We start from the raw sequence: 20,269 nt of genomic DNA, 5'->3' as shown, positions 1-20,269 counted from the left end.
GGCGCGACTCAGCCCTGCTCGCGCACCACGTCCAGCACCGCTTCGCCGTAACGGCCGAGCTTGCTGCCACCGATGCCGCCGACCCGGGCCAGTTCGCTGACCGAAGCGGGCCGCAGCTGGGCGATGTCGCGCAGCGTGCGGTCGTGGAAGATCACGTAGGCCGGCACGTTCTGCTCGCGCGCCAGCTGCCCGCGCCAGGCGCGCAGGGCGTCGAACAGCACGCGGTCGCCGGCATCCACGTGCAGGGTGCTTTCGCTGCGCCGCTCGCCCGACACGCCGCGACCGGGCTTGCGCGCCGGTTCCTCGCGCAGGTGGACCTCGCGTTCGCCGCGCAGCACCGGACGCGCGGCATTGCCCAGTCGCAGGCTGCCGTGGCCCTCGGCATCCACCTCGAGCAGGCCGGCCACCACCAGCTGGCGGAACACGCTGCGCCAGGCGTTCGCATCCAGGTCCGCGCCGATGCCGTAGGTGGACAGTTCGTTGTGGCGGAACTGGCGCACCTTCTCGGTATCGGCGCCGCGCAGCACGTCGATCAGGTGGCCGGCGCCGAAACGCTGGCCGGTGCGATAGACGCAGCTCAGGGCCTTGCGCGCCGGCTCGGTGGCGTCCCAGGTGCGCACCGGCTGCAGGCAGTTGTCGCAGTTGCCGCAGGTGCCGTTCGCGGATGCTCCGGCCTCGTAACGTTCGCCGAACGCGGCCAGCAAGGCCTGGCGCCGGCATTGCGCCGACTCGCAGTAGCCAAGCAGCTGGTCGAGCTTGTGCCGCTCCAGCCGTTTGCGCTCCTCGCTGGCTTCGCCCTGCTCGATCATCTGCCGCAGCAGGACCACGTCGCCGAGTCCGTAGCCCATCCAGGCCTCGGCAGGCTCGCCGTCGCGGCCGGCGCGGCCGGTCTCCTGGTAATAGCCCTCGATCGACTTGGGCAGGTCCATGTGGGCGACGAAGCGCACGTCCGGCTTGTCGATGCCCATGCCGAAGGCGATGGTGGCGCACATCACGATCCCGTCCTCGCGCAGGAAGCGACGCTGGTTCTGCGCGCGCACCTCGGCCGGCAGCCCGGCGTGGTAGGGCAGGGCGGCGATGCCGCGCCCGGCGAGGAATTCGGCGGTTTCCTCGACCTTGCGCCGCGACAGGCAGTAGACGATGCCCGACTCGCCGGGGTGCGATGCGAGGAAGTCGACCAGCTGCCGGCGAGGATTGTCCTTGTGCGCGACCGAGTAGCGGATGTTCGGCCGGTCGAACGAGCTGAGGAAACACTGCGCGTCTTCCAGCGCCAGGCGCTCGGCGATCTCGCGCCGCGTCGGCGGGTCGGCGGTGGCGGTCAGCGCGATGCGCGGCACTTCCGGCCAGCGCTCGTGCAGCACGGCCAGTTCGCGGTACTCGGGGCGGAAATCGTGGCCCCACTGCGACACGCAGTGGGCTTCGTCGATCGCGAACAGCGCGATCGGGCTGCGATCGAGCAGCGAGAGGAAGCGCGGTGTGAGCAGGCGCTCGGGCGCGACGTAGAGCAGGTCGAGCGTGCCGTCGAGCAGGTCGCGTTCGACCTGGCGGGCGGTTTCGGCATCAAGCGTGGAATTGAGGTAGGCCGCGCGCACGCCGACCTGGCGCAGCGCTTCCACCTGGTCCTGCATCAGCGCTATCAACGGCGAGACCACCAGGCCGGTGCCCTCGCGCAGCAGCGCCGGAATCTGGTAGCACAACGACTTGCCGCCGCCGGTGGGCATCAGCACCAGCGCGTCGCCGCCGCCGGTCACGTGCTCGACGATGGCCTGCTGCTGGCCGCGGAAGGCGTCGTAGCCGAACACGCGGCGCAGCGTCGCCAGCGCTCCGGGAGCCGTGGCCGCAGATGGGCTGCGCACAGAGTGGTCGATGAGTTCCTGCATGCGTACAGGATACCGGCCACTTCCGGCCACCGCGCTGAACCGGCGGCGCGTGCGGGCTGCGATTTCGCCTTGATCCGGTGTAGGAGTGCTGCCGTCAGCTCACCGGCACATGGATCGCGCGCTGGCAAGGCGATCCTGTAACGCCGGGGTGGATTCGAGAAGACACAGCTCCCGCAGGCGTGCGACCGCCGAGGGTCAGCCCTTGCGTTCGAACGAGAACAGCTTTCCGAGCGGATGCCGGCGCCGTTCGACGGTAGCTCGCAGCAGTTGCGCACCCAGCGCCGAGTAGGTGATGCCGTTGCCGCCGTAGGCCATGGCGAACAGCACCCGCGGTCCCCACTGTTCGTGCCGGCCGAACCAGGGCAGGCCATCCCGGGTCTCGGCGAAGGTCCCGCCCCATGCGAACGCCGGGCGCAGCGGCAGCTGCGGGAACAGTGCCCGGGCTTTTTCCAGCAACGTGCCGGCCTTGGCCTGCACCCGCGCATCCCGCCTGGCGGGGATGTCGACGGCATCGTCCTCGCCGCCGACGAGCAACCGCCGGTCCGGCGTGGTGCGCACATACAGGTAGGGACGCGCGCTCTCCCAGACCAGGCTGTCGACCAGGCCGCCGAGCAGCGCCACCGGCAAAGGGTCGCTGACGAAGGCGTAGCTGCTGCGGTTGCGCGCCACGCGCTTGCGCAGCCAGCGCTGGTTTTCGTAGCCGCAGGCCAGGACGACGTGGCCGGCGCGCACCTGGAAGCCGGACGCGGTACGCAGCACCACGCGCCGCGAGGTGGCCTGCAGGCCGACGATTTCCTCGTGGTCGTGCACCGCGCCGCCGCCGCGATGCAGGCGGCGCAGCAGCCGCTGCGCCATCTGGTAGGGATCGACCTGGGCGGCCTGCCGGCTGAGGATGGCCGCCGGCGCGCGGAACCCGTAGCCGGCCTCCACGTCATCGGCCTCCCACCATTCGACCTCGATGCCATGGCGCTCGCGCGCGGCGAATTCTTCGCGCAGGTCGCGCACGTGGCGGCGGCGGCTGGCGTAGTAGAGGCTGCGGCAATGGTTGAAGGCGACGCCGTCGAGATCGGCGGCGCGTTCGCGCAGCCAGTCGATCGCCGTGACGCAGGCCCGGTAGGCCAGCGCGGCGTCGGCTTCGCCGTAGCGCTTCGCCAGGTCGACCAGGTGGGTGTCGATTTCGTACTGCAGCAGCGCGGTGCTGGCCGAGGTGCTGCCCCAGCCGACGTCGCGCTTTTCGAGCACGGCGACCGCGTGGCCGTGCGCGGCCAGTTCGTCGGCGATGAGCGCGCCGGTGATGCCGCCACCGACCACGGCGACGTCGCAGTCGAGGTCGGCGGCCAGCGCCGGCAGGGGCGCGGACAGTCCGCCGCGTATCGCCCAGAAGGGATAACCGCTTTTCAGGTCCATCCTGGCAGTCAAGCCGGTCGCGGCGCAGCGCGCCGTGAAGGCGGCTCAGACCGGCGGTACTGCCGCCTCGCGATTGGCGTAGCGGAAGGTCGGCGTCGACATCACCATTTCGGCCAGCGAATAGGCCAGCTCGCGCTCGGCCATCACCGCGCCGTCGGCGCCGTGCGAGAGCAGGTGGCGCACCTCGGCATCGCTGTGCGCGCGGGCAAGCACCGGCAGCGCCGGGCTGAGCGCGCGCAGCTTGGCGATCGCTTCGCCCGCCTCCAGAGGCTGCGGAATCGCCAGGATCGCGATGCTCGCGGTCTGCGGGTGGGCCTCGGCCAGCACCCGGTCGGACGCAGCATTGCCGCGGATGCCCGGGAAGCCGGCCGCGTGCGCCCGCTCGATATGGTCCTTGTCGGTATCGATCACCAGCACGTTGACGCCGCGATCGCGCAGCACCCCGGCCAGTTCGCTGCCGACCCGCCCGTAGCCGACGACGATGGCGTGGTTGCCGGGCACCAGCGCCGGTCCGGGGGGGGGCTCGGGTTCGGCGGGCGCCTGCATCGCTTCCTGGCGCGCCTGGCGGCGGTCGAGCCAGGCGAACAGCAACGGGTTGGCGATGATCGACAGCAGCGCGCCGGCCAGCACCAGGTCGCGTCCTTCCGGGGGCAGGATCCGCAGCGATACGCCGAGCCCGGCCAGGATGAAGGAGAACTCGCCGATCTGCGCCAGGCTCACCGAAATGGTCATCGCCGTGGAGGGCGGGTGGCGGAAAGCGCGCACGATCCAGTACGCGGCCACCGACTTGCCCAGGACGATGATCGCCAGCGTCGCCAGCACCTGCCAGGGATGCTCGACCAGGATCCGCGGATCGAACAGCATGCCGACCGAGACGAAGAACAGCACCGCGAACGCGTCGCGCAACGGCAGCGAGTCGTTGGCCGCCTTGTGGCTCAGTTCCGATTCGTTGAGCAGCATGCCGGCGAAGAACGCGCCCAGCGCGAACGACACCCCGAACAGGGCCGCCGAGCCGAACGCCACGCCCAGCGCGATCGCCAGCACCGCCAGGGTGAACAGCTCGCGCGAGCCGGTGCCGGCCACTTTTTCCAGCGTCCAGGGAATCACCCGGCGCCCCACGACCAGCATCACCGCCACGAACAGGCTGACCTTGAGCAGGGTCCAGCCCAGCGCGGCGAGGATCACGCCGAGGCTGGCCTCCTCCGGGCGCGTGCCGCCTTCGCCCAGCATCCCGCCCAGGGCGGGCAGCAGGACCAGCGCCAGGACCATCACCAGGTCCTCGACGATCAGCCAGCCCACCGCGATGCGGCCGCGCTTGGTGTCCAGCAGGCGCCGTTCTTCCATCGCCCGCAACAGCACCACCGTGCTGGCCACCGACAGGGCCAGGCCGAACACGAGGCCCTGGATCAGCGGCCAGCCCATCGCCCAGGCCAGGCCCATGCCCAGCAGCGTGGCAAACGCGATCTGCGCCATGGCGCCGGGCACGGCGATCCACTTCACTTCCAGCAGGTCGTCGAGCGAGAAATGCAGGCCGACGCCGAACATCAGCAGCATCACGCCGATTTCGGATAGCTGGTTGGCGATTTCCTGGTCGGCGACGAAGCCGGGCGTGAACGGACCCACCGCCACGCCTGCGAGCAGGTAGCCCACCAGTGGCGACAGCCGCAGCTTGTTGGCGATCGCACCCAGCACGAACGCCAGGCCGAGGCCGACCGCCACGATGTCGATCAGGCTGGTGTCATGGGGCATCGGTCACGGGTGGCGGGAGGGGGCCTGCCAGTGTCACCGACGCAGGCGCCCCGGGGCAAACGCCGCGCCGGCATGCCCGGGGCAGGTCCGGTGCATGCCGGGCGCGGAACGGCATCACCAGCGATAGTTCGCGCGCAGGTAGACGTAGGCGCCGTTGAAGCCGAACGGGTTCTGCGTCGGGTAGGGCAGCTGGCCGGACGTCGAGGTCGCGTAGATGTTCTCGTCCGGGTACTCGTTGAGCACGTTGTCGCCGCCCAGCGAGAACTCCCAGCGGTCCACCTTGAAGGTCGCCGCCAGGTCCAGCAGCCACTTCGGATCGAAGGTCTGGTCCAGCGCCGCGTTGGCGTTGCGGACGGTGAACTCGCCATAGCGCGAGGTGGTCGCGCTCAGGCGCCAGCTGTCGTTCTCCCACGCGCCGCTGAGCAGGAACTTGTCGCGCGGGTAACCGACTTCGAAGCGGCCCAGCTCGACGCGTCCGAAGCGCAGCGCGGTCGGGTCGATCGCGGTCAACGCCGGAGGGTTGGGCGCGACCCGGTCGATTTCGGTCTTGGTGTAGTTGTAGCCCATGGTGAAGTCGAGCTTGCTCGCGGCCAGTTGCCAGGTGTAGGTGCCCACCACGTCCACGCCCTGGGTGGTCGTGTCGAGCGCGTTGGTGAAGTAGCGCCCGCCCGCCACGTCCGGGAAACCATTGGTATTGAGCCAGGTACGCACCGCGGTGCTGGTCAGGTTCTCCGACAGGGTGATCCGGTCCTTGACCTTGATGTGGTACGCATCGACGGTCACGTACAGGTCTTCGACCGGGGTCAGGACCAGGCCCAGGGTGAAGTTCTCGGAGGTCTCGGCCTTGAGCGGTTCGGCGCCCAGCGCGATGCCGGCGGGATTGGTCACCCGGAAGGTGACCAGGTCGAACGGCAGTCCCCCGATGAAATTGGTCGACGTGGTCTGGTAGTACTGCTGCTGCAGCGAGGGCGCATGGAAGCCGGTCGAAGCGGTGGCGCGCAGCGCGACTGCGTCACTGAAGGCGTAGCGGCCGCTGAGCTTGCCGGTCGTCTCGCTGCCGAAGTCGCTGTAGTCCTCGTAGCGCGCGGCGATGCCCAGGCTCAGTTTTTCGGTGAGGTCGCCTTCCAGCCCTACGAAATATGAAAGCGAGTGGCGATCGAAGCTGCCACTGTCCGACGGACGGAAACCGGGGAACACCTGGGCGCCCGATGGAGCGGGCGTGCCATTGGGCAGCAGCACGCCGCCGTTGACGTACGAGTTCACTTCGCCCGAGCCAATGGTGAACTCCTCGCCGCGCCATTCCGCGCCGTAGGACAACGTGACCGGGTAGGCACCGCCCCAGTCGAGCAGCTTGTTGAAATCCAGGTTCAGCACGTGCTGCTTGAGCTCCAGCGAACCGGCGTAGAACTGCGTCGGCGAGGTCGGGCCCAGGCTGCGGTTGAGCGTGTTGCGGATGTCGAAGTCCAGCGAGTTGGAACCGTACGTGTAGCTGAAGTCGACGTCGGTCTCGCCGGCGGTGGTGGCGCGCAGGCCGCCGGTGAAGCTGATGTCGTCGGAAGTGTTGAAGATCTGCGGCAGGAAACCATCGGGGTAGATCGACGGGATGTTGCGGGTGTCGCCGGCCGGACGGAAGAAACCGTTCGAGAGTGTTTCGCGCTTGGTATAGAGGCCGAAGGAATAGAAGCTCAGGTAGTCCTCGACCGGGATCTCGCCGTTGTAGGCAACCGAGTGGTTGTCGATTTCCGGATCACCCAGGCGCTGTACGACCTCGCCCAGTGGCGGACTGGTCGCGCTGGGGACGCCGGTGTAGGGCCGCGCGCGATCAGTCTGGTCCTGGTGGCCGGTCTGCGCTGACAGGTGCAATTTGCCGGCTCCGCCCAGGCTCAGGCCGGCATCGCCCATCACCTGGTACTGGCCGCCGTCGCCGGCGCTGAACTGGCCGTAGCCGGCGCTCAGGCTGCCGCCGCTGTCCGATCCCTTGAGCACGATGTTGACCACGCCGGCGATGGCGTCGGATCCGTACTGGGCCGAGGCGCCGTCGCGCAGCACCTCGACCCGTTCGATCGCGGCCACCGGGATGGAGTTCAGGTCCACCGGCGAGGAACTGCGTCCCTGGCTGCCGTTGACGTTGACCAGTGCGCCGGGGTGGTAGCGCTTGCCGTTGACCAGGACCAGGGTGTGGTCGGGGGCCAGGCCGCGCAGCTGCGCGGGGCGCATCGCGTCGGTGCCGTCGTTGATTGCCGCGCGCGGGAAATTGAGCGAAGGAATGGCGCGTGCCAGGGCGGTCGCCAACTCGGTCGAGCCGGTGGCCTGCAGCGCCTCGCTGCTGATGATGTCGATCGGCGACGAGGATTCGGCGACCGTCCGGTCGGTCACCCGGGTGCCGGTGACGATGACCGTGTCGAGGACCTTGGCGGTGGGCGTGGGCGGGGCGGTCTGGGCCCAGGCGGCCGGGGCGGCCAGCGCAGCTGAGACGGCGACGGCGAGCAGGCGGTGCTTGGCGATCATGTATCGACTCCTGGAGGGGCGGGTGCGGCCTCAGGCCGAAGGGCGGTGTTGCGGCGCAGCAATTCCGGAATAAACCAGCGGACCGGCAGTTGTCAAATTTCCGTTACGGATCCTGCGCGGTGCGATGTCAAGTATTCGTTAACAGTAGAATGGGCGCGCAGCATGCGTCGGCATCTGCTGATTCCCGTTCCTTCTGTGGCGTCCCCCATGATTTCCCTGCGTAATTTCGCCCTGCGCCGCGGCGAGCGGCTGCTGTTGTCCAACGTCGACCTGGCCCTGCACGCCGGTTACCGGGTGGGCGTGGTCGGCCGCAACGGCACCGGCAAGTCCAGCCTGTTCGCGGCCATCCGAGGCGAACTCGAAGCCGACAAGGGTGATGTCGACCTGCCCGGCAAGGTGCGGATCGCCTCGGTGGCGCAGGAAACCCCGTCGCTGCCCGACCCGGCGCTCGATTTCGTGCTCGGCGGCGACGAAGTGATCGCCAAGGTGCTGCGCGACGAGGCCGATGCCAACGCACGCGAAGACTGGGAGGCGGTCGCCGCCGCGCACCAGAAGCTGGCCGAACTGAACGGCTACGACGCCGAAGCGCGCGCCGGCCGCCTGCTGCACGGCCTGGGCTTCCCGGCCGACACGCACCATCGGCCGGTGTCCTCGTTCTCCGGCGGTTGGCGCGTGCGCCTGAACCTGGCCCGCGCGCTGATGATGCCGTCGGACCTGCTGCTGCTCGACGAACCGACCAACCACCTCGACCTGGACGCGGTGTTCTGGCTGGAGCAGTGGCTGCTCAAGTATCCCGGCACGCTGCTGCTGATCTCGCACGACCGCGAGTTCCTCGACAACGTCGCCACCCACACGCTGCACCTGCACGGCGGCGGCGCGAAGCTCTACGTCGGCGGCTATACCGACTTCGAGCGGCAGCGCGCCGAGCAGTTGCGCCAGCAGCAGATCGCGCACGACAAGGAACAGGCCGAGCGCGCGCACCTGCAGAGCTTCATCGACCGCTTCAAGGCGCAGGCCTCCAAGGCCCGCCAGGCGCAGTCGCGGATGAAGCGGCTGGCCAAGCTCACCGGCACCGAGGCGGTGCGCGCCGAGCGCGAGTTCCGGATCGAGTTCGCGCCCCCGCAGCGGCTGCCGCATTCGCTGATCCGGCTCAACCACGTCGAAGCCGGCTACGGCCCCGATTCGGTGATCCTGCACGAGGTCGGTTTCGGCCTGGAGGCGGGCGACCGCATCGGCCTGCTCGGCCCCAACGGCGCCGGCAAGACCACCCTGGTGCGCAGCCTGGTCGGCGACCTGGCGGTCGTGGCGGGCGAACGAAGCGCGCACCCGGACCTGCGCATCGGCTACTTCGCCCAGCACACGGTCGAGTCGCTGCACGAAGGACAGTCGCCGATCGACCACTTCCGCGAGCTGTCGCCGGATGCGTCGACCCAGCTGTTCCGCGACTTCCTCGGCAAATGGAATTTCCCGGGCGACCGCGCCTTCGAGGTGGTCGACGGCTTCTCCGGCGGCGAACGCGCGCGCCTGGCGCTGGCGCTGATCGCGTGGCAGCAGCCCAACGTGCTGCTGCTGGACGAACCGACCAACCACCTTGACCTGGAAATGCGCGAGGCGCTGGCCGAGGCGCTGAGCGACTTCGACGGCGCGATCGTGATGGTGAGCCACGACCGCCACCTGATCGGCCTGGTCTGCGACACCTTCTGGCGGGTGGCCGACGGCGTGGTCGAACCGTTCGACGGCGACCTGGACGAGTACGCGGCCTGGCTGCGCAGCCGCCCCAACGCACAGGGCACCAAGCAGCGCATGGCCGACGCGGCGCCCACGCCGGTGCAGGTCCCGGTCGTTCCTGCGAAGCCGGCCGCGGCGAAGAAGCCGGTCAACCCGGTCAAGCTGGCGGCGGCCGAGAAGCGCGTGGGCGAACTGGAAGCCGAAGTCGCCGAACTGGACCGGCAGCTGGGCGATCCGGCGCACCTGGCCGATGCCGAGCGCCTGGCCCTGCTCGGCCGCGAACGCGAAAACATGGCCGGGCAGCTGGCTGCCGCCGAGCAGGCCTGGCTGGAACTGCTGGAAAGCGCCTGAGGCGCGCGCCTTGACGTAAGCGCGCGGCGGGCCTCGCCTCGCTGCTTTCGCCACAGCCTGCCTGTGCGGCGGGAAGCCGCCGGGGCAAGCCCGCTCTACCGGAACCTGGCAGCACAGCTGCCTGTTGGCCTTGAAAGCCGGGTCGATGCCCTAAAATTCCCGATGCCCGGCCTGCCGGGCCCTTTGCCTCCCAAGACCCCTACGCCATGCCGATCTATGCCTTCCAGTGCGACGCCTGCGGCCACAGCTTCGATCGACTGCAGAAGCTTTCCGACGCCGACCCGGATACCTGCCCGTCCTGCGGCGCCGCGGGCGCCATCCGCCGCCAGCTGACCGCGCCGTCGTTCCGCCTGGCCGGCGGCGGCTGGTACGAGACGGACTTCAAGAAGGACGGCGACCGGAAGCGCAACCTGGTCGATGGTGGCGAAGGTGCGACCAAGGCCGAATCCAAGCCGGCCGTCGCCGAAGCGCCGAAAGCCGACAGCAAGCCCGCTGCGACGCCCGCGGCCAAGCCGGCCACGCCTTCCAGCGGCAGCTGACCACGCGGGCCCGTTCCTGCGCCCGCCCGCAGGGACGATTTTCCCCGCGGTCATGCCCGGTTTCGTGGGCCTGCACGGCGCCCGACGAACCGCACCGATGACGGCCGGCTTGCCTGCGTCCGAGCATGGCGGATAGGGTGGGGCGATGAAAAACCATACGTTCCTTCCACTGCTCCTCCTGTTGGCCGCGTGTTCGCACGGTGGCCCGGCAGCCGATTCCGCGCCTGCCGCAAGCACGGCCACGGACGTCGCGCAGGCGCCGGCCGATGCCTTCCTTGCCGCCATTGCCCGCCACTGCGGCCAGGCATACGCCGGGCGCATCGTCGCCAACGCACCGGCCTCGGCCACGCCCGATCCTTTCGAGGGCAAGGCGCTGGTGATGCACGTGCGCGGCTGCGATGAACCCGCCCGCGGGCTGCGCATTCCCTTCCACGTCGGCGACGACCACTCCCGTACCTGGGTGCTGACCCGCACCGGCGACGGCCTGCGCCTGAAGCACGACCATCGCCATGCCGATGGCAGCCCCGATCCGGTCACGATGTACGGCGGCGACACCGCCGACGCGGGCAGCGCCACGCGCCAGGCCTTCCCGGTGGATGCCGGTTCGGTGGCGATGTTCGAGCGCGAGGGCCTGAAGGCTTCGGTGGTCAATACCTGGGCGATGGAAATCGAGCCGGGCCGGCGCTTCCTCTACGAACTGGCGCGGCCCGACGGGCGCCTGTTCCAGGTGGAATTCGACCTGTCGGCGCCGGTCGCGCTGCCGCCCGCGCCCTGGGGCGCGGACAGCTGAAACGATGGCGGTCAGCGCGCGCCGAAGCGCGCGCGGCAGCCGCCGTCGACCCAGATCGTATTGCCGCCGTCCCAGCCCCAGTTGCGGCCTTCCTGGCAGCGCGTGCTGGAAATCTGCTGGATCACCACCGGCCGGCCCTGGCGCCGGTCCCATGAGCAGGTGCGGCGCCGGTTGTTCTCGCTGTTGCAGGTGACCGAGTAGCCGGGGTTGGCGCCGCCACCGCCGCGGCCCTGGGCGAACTCGCCGCGGCAGCCGTTGCTGACCCAGATCGAATTACCGCGCTGGCCCCAGGTCCGGCCCTCGACGCAGGCGGCGCCCGACAGTTGCCTGACCAGCACCGCATTGCCGCGGAAGTTGGTCGGGCAGGTCCGCTCGCGGTTGTTCTGGCTCTCGCACCGGATGGTCTGGCCGGTGCCGCCATGGCCGCCACCGCGTCTCTCGGCGAAACGGCCGCGGCAGCCCTGCTCGACCCACATCACGCCGTTGCCGCCGCCGAAGTTGACGCCCTCCACGCAGCGCGTGCCGGAAATGTTCTCGACCAGCACCGGGCGGCCGTTGAACGGCGTGCGGCACTCGCGCCGGCGGCGGTCGGTGCTGGAGCAGATCAGGGTCTGTCCGCTCCAGTTCGAGCCGTTCCAGCCCGGTCGAAGGCCGGAGCTGCTGCTGCCGCCGCGCAGGGAAGTGGCGATGTCCTGCTGGATCCGGCTGAAGCCCCAGCCGGAATCGACCTGGTCCAGGTAGAACTCCAGCTGGTCGTCGGGGATCTGGCGGCCGCGGGACTGGTCGGCGTATTCGCGCTCGATCACCCGGACCCGGTCGGAGAAAGACAACTGGCGCAGGTTCTCCGGCGCGTAGGCGCGGGCCGCGGCCTGGGCGACGGCGGGGGCGGGCGCCACGGCGGCGGCAAAGGCCACGGCCAGTACCAGGGATGCGGCGGACAGGGAACGGATCATGACTTTCTCCTCCTTGGAAGTCGCCTTGAGACCGCGGCGGGTTCGACTCCGGATTTACCCCGCTCCGGCTTAATGCCGGCCCACCGGAGCCGGAGCGACGGGAGTGCAGGGACGGTCCCTGCCGGACAGGTTTGCCCGGGCCGGGCGTGGGCCTCAAAATGTCGCGTTCCCCGGCGCCGATGGCGTCCGGCCCCCCTGTGGAGTTCCCATGCGTACCCATTTCTGCGGCCTGGTCGACGAGACCCTGATCGGCCAGACCCTCACCCTCGCCGGCTGGACCGACGTGGCCCGCAACCTCGGCGGCGTCTGCTTCATCGACCTGCGCGACCATGAGGGCATCGTCCAGGTCACGGTGGAACCGGACAACGCGGAGGTGTTCGCGGTGGCCGCGTCGCTGGGCTACGAGGACGTGCTGCAGGTGGAGGGCGTGGTCCGCGCGCGGCATGCGGTCAACGACAAGATCCGCACCGGCAAGGTCGAGGTGATCGCCACCCGGATCACCATCCTCAACAAGGCCGCGCCGCTGCCGTTCCACGCGCACGAGAACCCGGGCGAGGAAACCCGCCTCCGGTACCGCTACCTCGACTTGCGCCGCCCGGAAATGCAGCGCATGCAGCGCACCCGCATCAAGCTGGTGCAGGCGCTGCGCCGGCACCTGGATGCGGACGGTTTCCAGGACATCGAGACCCCGATCCTGACCAAGGCCACGCCGGAAGGCGCGCGCGACTTCCTGGTGCCGGCGCGCATGCACCCGGGCGAGTTCTACGCCCTGCCGCAGAGCCCGCAGCTGTTCAAGCAGATCCTGATGGTGGCCGGCTTCGACCGCTACTACCAGATCGCGCGCTGCTTCCGCGACGAGGCCCTGCGCGCCGACCGCCAGCTGGAATTCACCCAGCTGGACATGGAGTTCGCCTTCGTCCGCGAGCGCGACGTGCAGGACTACGTCGAAGGCATGATCCGCGCGATCTTCAAGGAAGTCGTCGACGTCGACCTGGCCGCGCAGTTCCCGCGCATGACCTGGGCCGAGGCGATGCGTCGCTACGGTTCTGACAAGCCCGACCTGCGCATCGCGCTGGAACTGGTCGACGTGGCCGAACTGGTGAAGGACAGCCAGTTCGCGGTGTTCACCGGTCCGGCCAACGATCCGGACGGCCGCGTCGCCGCGCTGCGCATCCCCGGCGGCGCCTCGCTGTCGCGCAAGCAGATCGACGAGTACGCCGCGCACGCCGCCAAGTACGGCAGCAAGGGCCTGGCCTACATCAAGATCGACGAGGCCGGCGCGGTCAGCTCGCCGATCCAGAAGTTCTTCGGCGAGGCCGCGTTCGCCGCCCTTGTCCGGCACGTTGGCGCCGGCAACGGCGACATCGTGTTCTTCGGTGCCGGTGCCTACAACAAGGTGTCCGACTTCATGGGCGCGGTGCGCCTGAAGGCCGGCAAGGACTTCGGCCTGGTCGCCGACGGCTGGGCGCCGCTGTGGGTCACCGATTTCCCGATGTTCGAGTGGGACGAGGAGGCGCAGCGCTACGTGGCCCTGCACCATCCGTTCACCGCACCGGCGGTGGACGACATCGCGGAACTTCGCGCGCATGCGAAGACGGCGGTCTCGCGCGGCTACGACATGGTCCTCAATGGCAACGAGATCGGCGGCGGTTCGATCCGCATCCACCGGCCGGAGATGCAGAGCGCGGTGTTCGAGCTGCTCGGCATCGGCGCCGAGGAGGCCGCGGCCAAGTTCGGCTTCCTGCTCGACGCACTCAACTACGGCGCCCCGCCGCACGGTGGCATCGCCTTCGGCATCGACCGCATCGCCGCGTTGATGGCCGGCACCGAGTCGATCCGCGACGTGATCCCGTTCCCGAAGACCACCGGCGCGCAGTGCCTCATGACCGGCGCGCCGTCGCCGATCCCGGACGCGCAGCTGGCCGAGGTGCACGTGATGGTGCGGGCCGCTTCACCGCAGGAGCGTTGAAGCTCCCAAGATTCCGCCCGGGGCGGAATCTTGGGCCCCGCCTGCATGTTTCCACATCCCCTGCGGCTGCCGCCGCGCTCCCCTTGACTCAAGGGGAGCTCACCTCCGATCGACGACGAAGGGACTGCTGCATGGCGATGACGATCCGGCGAGCGACGGTGGGCGACGCGGCGCTGCTGTCCGACCTGGCGGCGCGCACGTTCACCGAGACGTTCGGACACCTGTATCCGGCGCAGGACCTGGAGTCCTTCCTGCGCGATGCCTACGCGGCGGACAAGCAGGCGGTGATCCTCTCGCACACCGATTACGCGGTCTGGCTGCTGGAAGACGACGGGCTCGCCGTCGGCCATGCCGCGGCCGGTCCGTGTGGTCTGCCGCATGCCGACGCGAGCCCCGGCGATGGCGAGCTGAAGCGGCTCTACGTGCTGGCCTCGCACCAGAACGGCGGCTGGGGCGGGCAGCTGTTCGACACCGCCGAGCGCTGGCTGCTGCGCGACGGTCCACGCACGCTGTGGGTGGGCGTGTGGTCGGAGAACTTCGGCGCGCAGCGCTTCTACGCGCGGCACGGGTTCTCGCAGGTCGGCACCTACGAATTCCCGGTGGGCCAGGTGCGCGACCTGGAATTCATCCTGCGCCGGCCAGCGGACGCCCCGCCGGACGCCGTCTGATCCATGGATGGCGCTCCGCTCCGCGTGCTGCTGCTCCACGGATTGTGGATGCCGGGCCTGTCGATGGGCTGGATGGCGCGCCGGCTGCGTCGCGAGGGCTTCGCCACCTCGGTGTTCGCATATCCCGGGGCGATGGCCGGGCCACGCATCGTGCTGCCGGCGCTGTCTGCGCGCCTGCGTCAGGCCGATGCCGTGGTGGCCCACAGCCTGGGCGGGCTGATGACCCTGGAAGCGCTGCGCCGGGACGGCTTTCCCGATGTCGCCCGCGTGGTCTGCCTCGGTTCGCCGCTGTGCGGCAGTGGCGCGGCGCGCGGCCTGCGCACGCACCTGGCCACGGGCTGGGCGCTGGGCCGTGCCGCGGCGCTGTTGCGACGGGGCTGCATGCCTTGGGAAGGGCCTGCCGAGGTGGGCGTCGTGGCCGGCACGCGCGCGATCGGGTTCGGTCGATGGTTCGCCCGTTTCGACGGCCCCAGTGACGGCACCGTGGCGGTGGCCGAGACGCGGCTTGCCGGCCTGGCCGACCATTGCCTGGTCGACGCCAGCCACAGCGGCCTGCTGTTCTCGGAGGCCGCGGCCAGCCAGGCGGTTCATTTTCTCCGGCAGGGTCGCTTCGGGCCGGACGCCGCCGTGGCGGCACGCATGCAGGCGCGGCGCCCGGTGTAAAATCGCCGCCTCGCAACCGCACGCACCGGAACGCACCATGGGCAGAGGCCCGTCGATCGAAGCCCGCAAGAACGCCACCGACGCCAAGCGCGGCAAGATGTTCACCAAGCTCATCCGCGAAATCGGCGTTGCGGCCCGCGCCGGCGGCGGCGAGCCGGCCAACAATCCGCGCCTGCGCGCGGCGATGGACAAGGCCCTGGCCGCGAACATGTCCAAGGACGTGATCGAGCGTGCGATCAAGAAGGCCACCGGCGAGCTGGAAGGCGTCGAGTACGAGGAGATCCGCTACGAGGGCTACGCGCCCGGCGGTGTCGCGGTGATCGTGGACTGCCTGACCGACAACCGCGTGCGCACCGTGGCCGACGTGCGCCACGCCTTCTCCAAGTGTGGCGGCAACATGGGCACCGAGGGTTCGGTCGCCTTCATGTTCAAGCGACTGGGCGTGCTCAGCTATGCCGGTGGGATCGACGAGGACAAGGTCACCGAAGCGGCGATCGAAGCCGGAGCCGACGACGTGGTGGTGTACCCGGAGGACGGCGCGATCGACGTACTCACCTCGGCCGAGCAGTTCGACGCGGTGAAGCTGGCGATGGAAGCGGCGGGCCTGGCGCCTGGCTACGCCGAAGTCACCTTCCGCGGCGACAACGACATCGCCGTATCCGGCGAGACTGCCCAGCAGGTGACCAAGCTGCTGGGCATGCTCGAGGACCTGGACGACGTGCAGAACGTCTACTCCAACGCCGACCTGGGCGACGCCGGCTGAACATGCACCCGCACGGGGGCGAAGCGGTGGTGGCGGCGGCCCGGAAGCACCTCCCGGAGGCGGACGCGTGAACGCGATGCAGCCTCCCGCGGTGCAGGCCACGGTCCGCATCCTGGGCATCGATCCGGGCTCGCAACGCACCGGCGTGGGCATCATCGACGTCGAAGCGGCCGGCAAGATCCGCCACGTCCACCACCAGCCGCTGGTGCTGCTCGGCGAGGGCGATTTCGCCCTGCGCCTGCGCCGCCTGCTGGACGGCCTGTCGCGTCTGATCGACGAATACCGGCCACAGGAAGTTGCCATCGAGCGCGTGTTCGTCGGCCGCAGCGCCGATTCGGCGCTCAAGCTCGGCCAGGCCCGTGGCGCGGCGATCTGCGCGGTGGTGCTGCGCGACCTGCCGGTCAGCGAATACGGCGCGCGTGAAGTGAAACTGGCCACGGTCGGCACCGGCGCGGCGGACAAGGCGCAGGTGCAGCACATGGTCGCGGCGATGCTGGGCCTGTCCGGCAAGCTGCAGGCCGATGCCGCCGATGCCCTGGCCATCGCCCTGACCCATGCCCACGTGCGCGCCACCACGCAGCGCCTGGGCGTCGACGCACGCCTGGCCTGGAGCCGCCGATGACATTTCCCACGATCCACGGAGCGGCGGCATGATCGGACGCCTGCGCGGCATCCTCGCGATGAAGCAACCGCCGTGGCTGGTGGTCGACGTCAATGGCGTCGGTTACGAGCTGGAAGCGCCGATGAGCACCTTCTACGACCTGCCCGACGTGGGTCGCGAGGTTGCGCTGTTCACCCACTACGCGCAGAAGGAAGACAGCGTGTCGCTGTACGGCTTCCTGCGCGAGGGCGAGCGGCGCCTGTTCCGGGACGTGCAGAAGGTCAGCGGCATCGGTGCGAAGATCGCGCTGGCGGTGCTGTCGGGCGTGAGCGTGGACGAGTTCGCGCGGCTGGTGCAGGGCGGGGACGTCACCGCGCTGACCCGGATCCCGGGCATCGGCAAGAAGACCGCCGAGCGCATGGTGGTCGAACTGCGCGACCGTGCGGCCGACTTCGGTGGCGGCGCGTCGGCCGGCCTGCAGGCGGCGGGCGTCGACCCGCTGGCCGATGCGGTCACCGCACTGCAACAGCTCGGCTACAAGCCGGTCGAGGCCGCGCGCATGGCCCGCGAGGCCGCCGCACCGGGCGACGAGGCAGCGGCGATCATCCGCAAGGCCCTGCAGTCGGCGTTGCGCTGACCCGCGCCACCAACCCGATGCCAACCGCGCTAACCTAGGGCCGCCATGACCGCAGCGCATACCCCCACGCCTGCTTCGGGCCAGCACGGCGCCCCGCATGGCGTCGGTGCCAGCCACCTCGCGCTGGTCGTCGGCGCCATCGGCGTCGTCTTCGGCGACATCGGCACCAGCCCGCTGTACACCCTGAAAGAGGCGTTCTCGCCGCACTACGGACTCAACAGCGACCACGACACGGTGCTCGGCGTGCTGTCGCTGGCGTTCTGGTCGCTGATGGTGGTGGTCACGCTGAAGTACGTGACCATCATCATGCGCGCCGACAACGAGGGCGAGGGTGGGATCATGGCGCTGATGGCGCTGGCCCAGCGAACGCTCAAGAACGGCTCGCGCTCGGCCTATGTCGTCGGCATCCTCGGCATCTTCGGCGCATCGCTGTTCTTCGGCGACGGGGTGATCACCCCCGCGATCTCGGTGCTCGGCGCGGTCGAGGGACTGGAGATCGCCGCGCCGGGGCTGCACCACTTCATCGTGCCGCTGACAGTCGTGGTGCTGATGCTGGTATTCATGGCCCAGCGCTTCGGCACCGAGAAGGTCGGCAAGGTGTTCGGCCCGATCACCTGCCTGTGGTTCATTTCGCTGGCGGCGATCGGCATCTGGAACATCGTCGAGGCGCCGGAGGTGCTCAAGGCCTTCAATCCGTATTGGGGCGCGCGCTTCTTCATCGACCACGGCTGGCACGGGATATTCATCCTCGGCGCGGTCGTGCTGGCGGTGACCGGTGGCGAGGCGCTGTACGCGGACATGGGCCATTTCGGCGCGCCGCCGATCCGCCATGCCTGGTACTTCTTCGTCCTGCCCTGCCTGGTGCTCAACTACCTGGGGCAGGGCGCCCTGGTGCTCGAGCATCCCGAACTTGTGCGCAACCCGTTCTACGAGGCCGTACCCGGGTGGGCGCTGTACCCGATGATCGTGCTGGCGACGCTGGCGGCGGTGATCGCCTCGCAGGCGGTGATCACCGGCGCATTCTCGGTCTCGCGCCAGGCCATGCAGCTGGGCTACATCCCGCGCATGCGGATCAAGCACACCTCGCACGACACCATCGGCCAGATCTACATCCCCGGGATCAACTGGCTGCTGATGGTGATGGTCATCGGCCTGGTGCTGGCGTTCCGCAGCTCGACCAACCTGGCCGTGGCCTACGGCATCTCGGTCTCGGCGACGATGCTGATCGACACCCTGCTGCTGGCCCTGGTGGCGCGCGCGCTGTGGCCGCGCTGGCGCAACTGGGTGCTGCCGCTGTGCGTGGTGTTCTTCGTGATCGAGGTCGGCTTCGTGATCGCCAATGGCGCCAAGCTGCTGCAGGGCGCCTGGTTCCCGGTGGTGCTGGGCATCGGCCTGTTCACCCTGATGCGCACCTGGCGGCGCGGCCGCGAGCTGATGCGCGAGGAGCTGCGCAAGGACGGCATCCGGGTCGACACTTTCCTGCCGGGGCTGATGCTGGCGCCGCCGGCACGGGTGCCGGGTACGGCGGTGTTCCTGACCACCGACACCACGGTCATCCCGCACGCACTACTGCACAACCTCAAGCACAACAAGGTGCTGCACGAGCGCAACGTGTTCCTGACCGTGGAGACGCTGAACGTGCCGCACGCCCCGGCCGAAAAGCGCCTGAAAATGGACCAGATCGGCGACGACTTCTACCGGTTGATCGTGCGCTTCGGCTTCATGGAGACGCCGGACGTGCCGCTGGCGCTTATGCGCGCCTGCGACGTGGGCGGCATGTCCTTCGACCCGATGGACACCACCTACTTCGCCAGCCGCGAGACGATCGTGGCCGGCCGCCACCGCGGCATGCCGATCTGGCGCGACAAGGTGTTCGCGGTCATGCACCGCAACGCCGCGCCGGCCACCGGCTTCTTCCGCATTCCCGGCAACCGCCTGGTCGAGCTGGGCTCGCAGGTGGAGATCTGACCCCACCACGCCGCGGCCCCTGCGCCGTGGCCGCGTGGCATGCGAACATGCACGCATGAACGATCCGCGCATCCTCACCGCCGGCGCCACCCGCGAGGACGAGGCCCTGGAGGCCTCGATCCGGCCCAAGCGGCTGGACGAATACCTCGGCCAGCAGCCGGTCCGCGAGCAGCTGGGCATCTACATCGAGGCCGCGCGCGGGCGCGGCGAAGCGCTGGACCACGTGCTGATCTTCGGTCCGCCCGGGCTGGGCAAGACCACGCTGAGCCATGTCATCGCCAACGAGCTGGGCGTGAACCTGCGGGTGACCTCGGGACCGGTGATCGAGAAGGCCGGGGACCTGGCCGCGCTGCTGACCAACCTGCAGCCGCACGACGTGCTCTTCATCGACGAGATCCATCGCCTGTCGCCCGTGGTGGAGGAGGTCCTCTATCCGGCGATGGAGGATTTCCAGATCGACATCATGATCGGCGAGGGTCCTGCGGCGCGCTCGATCAAGCTGGACCTGCCGCCGTTCACCCTGATCGGCGCCACCACGCGCGCCGGACTGCTGACCGCACCGCTGCGCGATCGCTTCGGCATCGTGCAGCGCCTGGAGTTCTATTCGCCCGAGGAGCTGACCCGGATCGTGCGCCGCTCGGCGCGGATCCTGGGCATCGACTGCGAGGCCGAGGGCGCCGGTGAGATCGCGCGCCGCGCGCGCGGCACGCCGCGCATCGCCAACAGGCTGCTGCGGCGTGTGCGCGACTACGCGCAGGTCAAGGCGGCCGGACATGTCGACGAAGCCGTGGCGAAGGCCGCCATGGCGATGCTCAAGGTCGACCCGGAAGGCTTCGACGAACTCGACCGGCGCCTGCTGCGCACGATCGTCGAGCATTTCGATGGCGGGCCGGTGGGCGTGGAGTCGCTGGCCGCGTCGTTGTCGGAAGAGCGCGGTACGCTGGAAGACGTGATCGAGCCGTACCTGATCCAGCAGGGCTTCCTGGTGCGCACCGCGCGCGGGCGCATGGCCACGTCCAAGGCCTATCGCCATCTCGGCCTCAAGGCACCGGCACGCGAGGCAGGCGAGCTGTTCTGAACCTGGCGCGGCCGCGC

Annotated in this window: 16 protein-coding genes; 11 read left to right on the top strand and 5 right to left on the bottom strand. The window is 69.6% G+C overall.

Annotated elements, in window-relative coordinates:
• Positions 1-8: 8 nt before the first annotated feature.
• The 4 genes from recQ to CSC65_RS02080 all read right to left on the bottom strand — a co-directional run bounded on the left by recQ (position 9) and on the right by CSC65_RS02080 (position 7,544).
• Positions 9-1,880, bottom strand: coding sequence for a DNA helicase RecQ (gene recQ / locus CSC65_RS02095; RefSeq protein ID WP_162408324.1), 1,872 nt, complete (start codon positions 1,878-1,880; stop codon positions 9-11).
• Between the two features lie 195 nt (positions 1,881-2,075).
• Complete coding sequence (locus tag CSC65_RS02090) at positions 2,076-3,287, bottom strand: NAD(P)/FAD-dependent oxidoreductase (protein ID WP_162408323.1); 1,212 nt, start codon at positions 3,285-3,287, stop codon at positions 2,076-2,078.
• 45 nt (positions 3,288-3,332) lie between these two features.
• Entirely contained in the window at positions 3,333-5,036 is a 1,704-nt protein-coding gene (gene ybaL, locus CSC65_RS02085) for a YbaL family putative K(+) efflux transporter (protein WP_162408322.1), read from the bottom strand.
• Positions 5,037-5,150: 114 nt separating this feature from the next.
• Complete coding sequence (locus CSC65_RS02080; RefSeq protein WP_162408321.1) at positions 5,151-7,544, bottom strand: TonB-dependent receptor plug domain-containing protein; 2,394 nt, start codon at positions 7,542-7,544, stop codon at positions 5,151-5,153.
• A 207-nt stretch (positions 7,545-7,751) separates the two neighbouring features.
• Here CSC65_RS02080 and CSC65_RS02075 point away from each other — a divergent pair, with 207 nt between their 5' ends.
• From CSC65_RS02075 to CSC65_RS02065, 3 genes are all read left to right on the top strand, one after another.
• Positions 7,752-9,623 carry an ABC-F family ATP-binding cassette domain-containing protein gene (locus tag CSC65_RS02075; RefSeq protein WP_162408320.1) on the top strand — a complete coding sequence of 624 codons (1,872 nt, stop codon included), beginning with the start codon at positions 7,752-7,754 and terminating at the stop codon, positions 9,621-9,623.
• 206 nt (positions 9,624-9,829) lie between these two features.
• Positions 9,830-10,162 (top strand): FmdB family zinc ribbon protein, encoded by a 333-nt coding sequence (locus tag CSC65_RS02070; protein WP_162408319.1) that lies wholly within the window; start codon positions 9,830-9,832, stop codon positions 10,160-10,162.
• A 145-nt stretch (positions 10,163-10,307) separates the two neighbouring features.
• Positions 10,308-10,952: a hypothetical protein gene (locus tag CSC65_RS02065; protein ID WP_162408318.1), complete on the top strand. Its 645-nt coding sequence runs from the start codon at positions 10,308-10,310 to the stop codon at positions 10,950-10,952.
• An 11-nt stretch (positions 10,953-10,963) separates the two neighbouring features.
• On the opposite strand, the gene CSC65_RS02060 is transcribed toward CSC65_RS02065, so the two are convergent.
• Positions 10,964-11,629, bottom strand: a complete 666-nt coding sequence (locus CSC65_RS02060; protein WP_338015088.1) for a DUF3011 domain-containing protein — start codon at positions 11,627-11,629, stop codon at positions 10,964-10,966.
• Between the two features lie 484 nt (positions 11,630-12,113).
• Between CSC65_RS02060 and aspS the strand changes: the two genes are divergently transcribed.
• The 8 genes from aspS to ruvB all read left to right on the top strand — a co-directional run bounded on the left by aspS (position 12,114) and on the right by ruvB (position 20,252).
• On the top strand, positions 12,114-13,874 hold the full coding sequence (gene aspS / locus CSC65_RS02055) for an aspartate--tRNA ligase (RefSeq protein WP_162408316.1): 1,761 nt from the start codon (positions 12,114-12,116) through the stop codon (positions 13,872-13,874).
• 131 nt (positions 13,875-14,005) lie between these two features.
• Positions 14,006-14,542 carry a GNAT family N-acetyltransferase gene (locus CSC65_RS02050; RefSeq protein WP_162408315.1) on the top strand — a complete coding sequence of 179 codons (537 nt, stop codon included), beginning with the start codon at positions 14,006-14,008 and terminating at the stop codon, positions 14,540-14,542.
• 3 nt (positions 14,543-14,545) lie between these two features.
• The gene (locus CSC65_RS02045) at positions 14,546-15,205 is read left to right on the top strand and encodes an esterase/lipase family protein (protein ID WP_238390242.1); all 660 of its coding nucleotides are present in this window, start codon (positions 14,546-14,548) and stop codon (positions 15,203-15,205) included.
• Between the two features lie 37 nt (positions 15,206-15,242).
• Complete coding sequence (locus CSC65_RS02040) at positions 15,243-15,968, top strand: YebC/PmpR family DNA-binding transcriptional regulator (protein WP_162408314.1); 726 nt, start codon at positions 15,243-15,245, stop codon at positions 15,966-15,968.
• A 76-nt stretch (positions 15,969-16,044) separates the two neighbouring features.
• Entirely contained in the window at positions 16,045-16,590 is a 546-nt protein-coding gene (gene ruvC / locus CSC65_RS02035) for a crossover junction endodeoxyribonuclease RuvC (RefSeq protein ID WP_162408531.1), read from the top strand.
• 28 nt (positions 16,591-16,618) lie between these two features.
• The gene (gene ruvA, locus CSC65_RS02030) at positions 16,619-17,206 is read left to right on the top strand and encodes a Holliday junction branch migration protein RuvA (protein ID WP_162408313.1); all 588 of its coding nucleotides are present in this window, start codon (positions 16,619-16,621) and stop codon (positions 17,204-17,206) included.
• 45 nt (positions 17,207-17,251) lie between these two features.
• Positions 17,252-19,174 (top strand): potassium transporter Kup, encoded by a 1,923-nt coding sequence (locus CSC65_RS02025; protein WP_162408312.1) that lies wholly within the window; start codon positions 17,252-17,254, stop codon positions 19,172-19,174.
• Between the two features lie 55 nt (positions 19,175-19,229).
• Complete coding sequence (gene ruvB, locus CSC65_RS02020; protein ID WP_162408311.1) at positions 19,230-20,252, top strand: Holliday junction branch migration DNA helicase RuvB; 1,023 nt, start codon at positions 19,230-19,232, stop codon at positions 20,250-20,252.
• Positions 20,253-20,269: the final 17 nt, after the last annotated feature.

The sequence above is a fragment of the Pseudoxanthomonas daejeonensis genome, assembly GCF_010093205.1.
Lineage (GTDB): Bacteria > Pseudomonadota > Gammaproteobacteria > Xanthomonadales > Xanthomonadaceae > Pseudoxanthomonas > Pseudoxanthomonas daejeonensis.
Note: the sequence above shows the minus strand (reverse complement) of the source record. Positions and strands in the feature narration are given on the sequence as shown.

Bases quoted from the DNA above. Each gene is read 5' to 3' on its own strand.
- recQ (WP_162408324.1), bottom strand. From the start codon at position 1,880: ATGCAGGAACTCATCGACCACTCTGTGCGCAGCCCATCTGCGGCCACG.
- CSC65_RS02090 (WP_162408323.1), bottom strand. From the start codon at position 3,287: ATGGACCTGAAAAGCGGTTATCCCTTCTGGGCGATACGCGGCGGACTG.
- ybaL (WP_162408322.1), bottom strand. From the start codon at position 5,036: ATGCCCCATGACACCAGCCTGATCGACATCGTGGCGGTCGGCCTCGGC.
- CSC65_RS02080 (WP_162408321.1), bottom strand. From the start codon at position 7,544: ATGATCGCCAAGCACCGCCTGCTCGCCGTCGCCGTCTCAGCTGCGCTG.
- CSC65_RS02075 (WP_162408320.1), top strand. From the start codon at position 7,752: ATGATTTCCCTGCGTAATTTCGCCCTGCGCCGCGGCGAGCGGCTGCTG.
- CSC65_RS02070 (WP_162408319.1), top strand. From the start codon at position 9,830: ATGCCGATCTATGCCTTCCAGTGCGACGCCTGCGGCCACAGCTTCGAT.
- CSC65_RS02065 (WP_162408318.1), top strand. From the start codon at position 10,308: ATGAAAAACCATACGTTCCTTCCACTGCTCCTCCTGTTGGCCGCGTGT.
- aspS (WP_162408316.1), top strand. From the start codon at position 12,114: ATGCGTACCCATTTCTGCGGCCTGGTCGACGAGACCCTGATCGGCCAG.
- CSC65_RS02050 (WP_162408315.1), top strand. From the start codon at position 14,006: ATGGCGATGACGATCCGGCGAGCGACGGTGGGCGACGCGGCGCTGCTG.
- CSC65_RS02045 (WP_238390242.1), top strand. From the start codon at position 14,546: ATGGATGGCGCTCCGCTCCGCGTGCTGCTGCTCCACGGATTGTGGATG.
- CSC65_RS02040 (WP_162408314.1), top strand. From the start codon at position 15,243: ATGGGCAGAGGCCCGTCGATCGAAGCCCGCAAGAACGCCACCGACGCC.
- ruvC (WP_162408531.1), top strand. From the start codon at position 16,045: ATGCAGCCTCCCGCGGTGCAGGCCACGGTCCGCATCCTGGGCATCGAT.
- ruvA (WP_162408313.1), top strand. From the start codon at position 16,619: ATGATCGGACGCCTGCGCGGCATCCTCGCGATGAAGCAACCGCCGTGG.
- CSC65_RS02025 (WP_162408312.1), top strand. From the start codon at position 17,252: ATGACCGCAGCGCATACCCCCACGCCTGCTTCGGGCCAGCACGGCGCC.
- ruvB (WP_162408311.1), top strand. From the start codon at position 19,230: ATGAACGATCCGCGCATCCTCACCGCCGGCGCCACCCGCGAGGACGAG.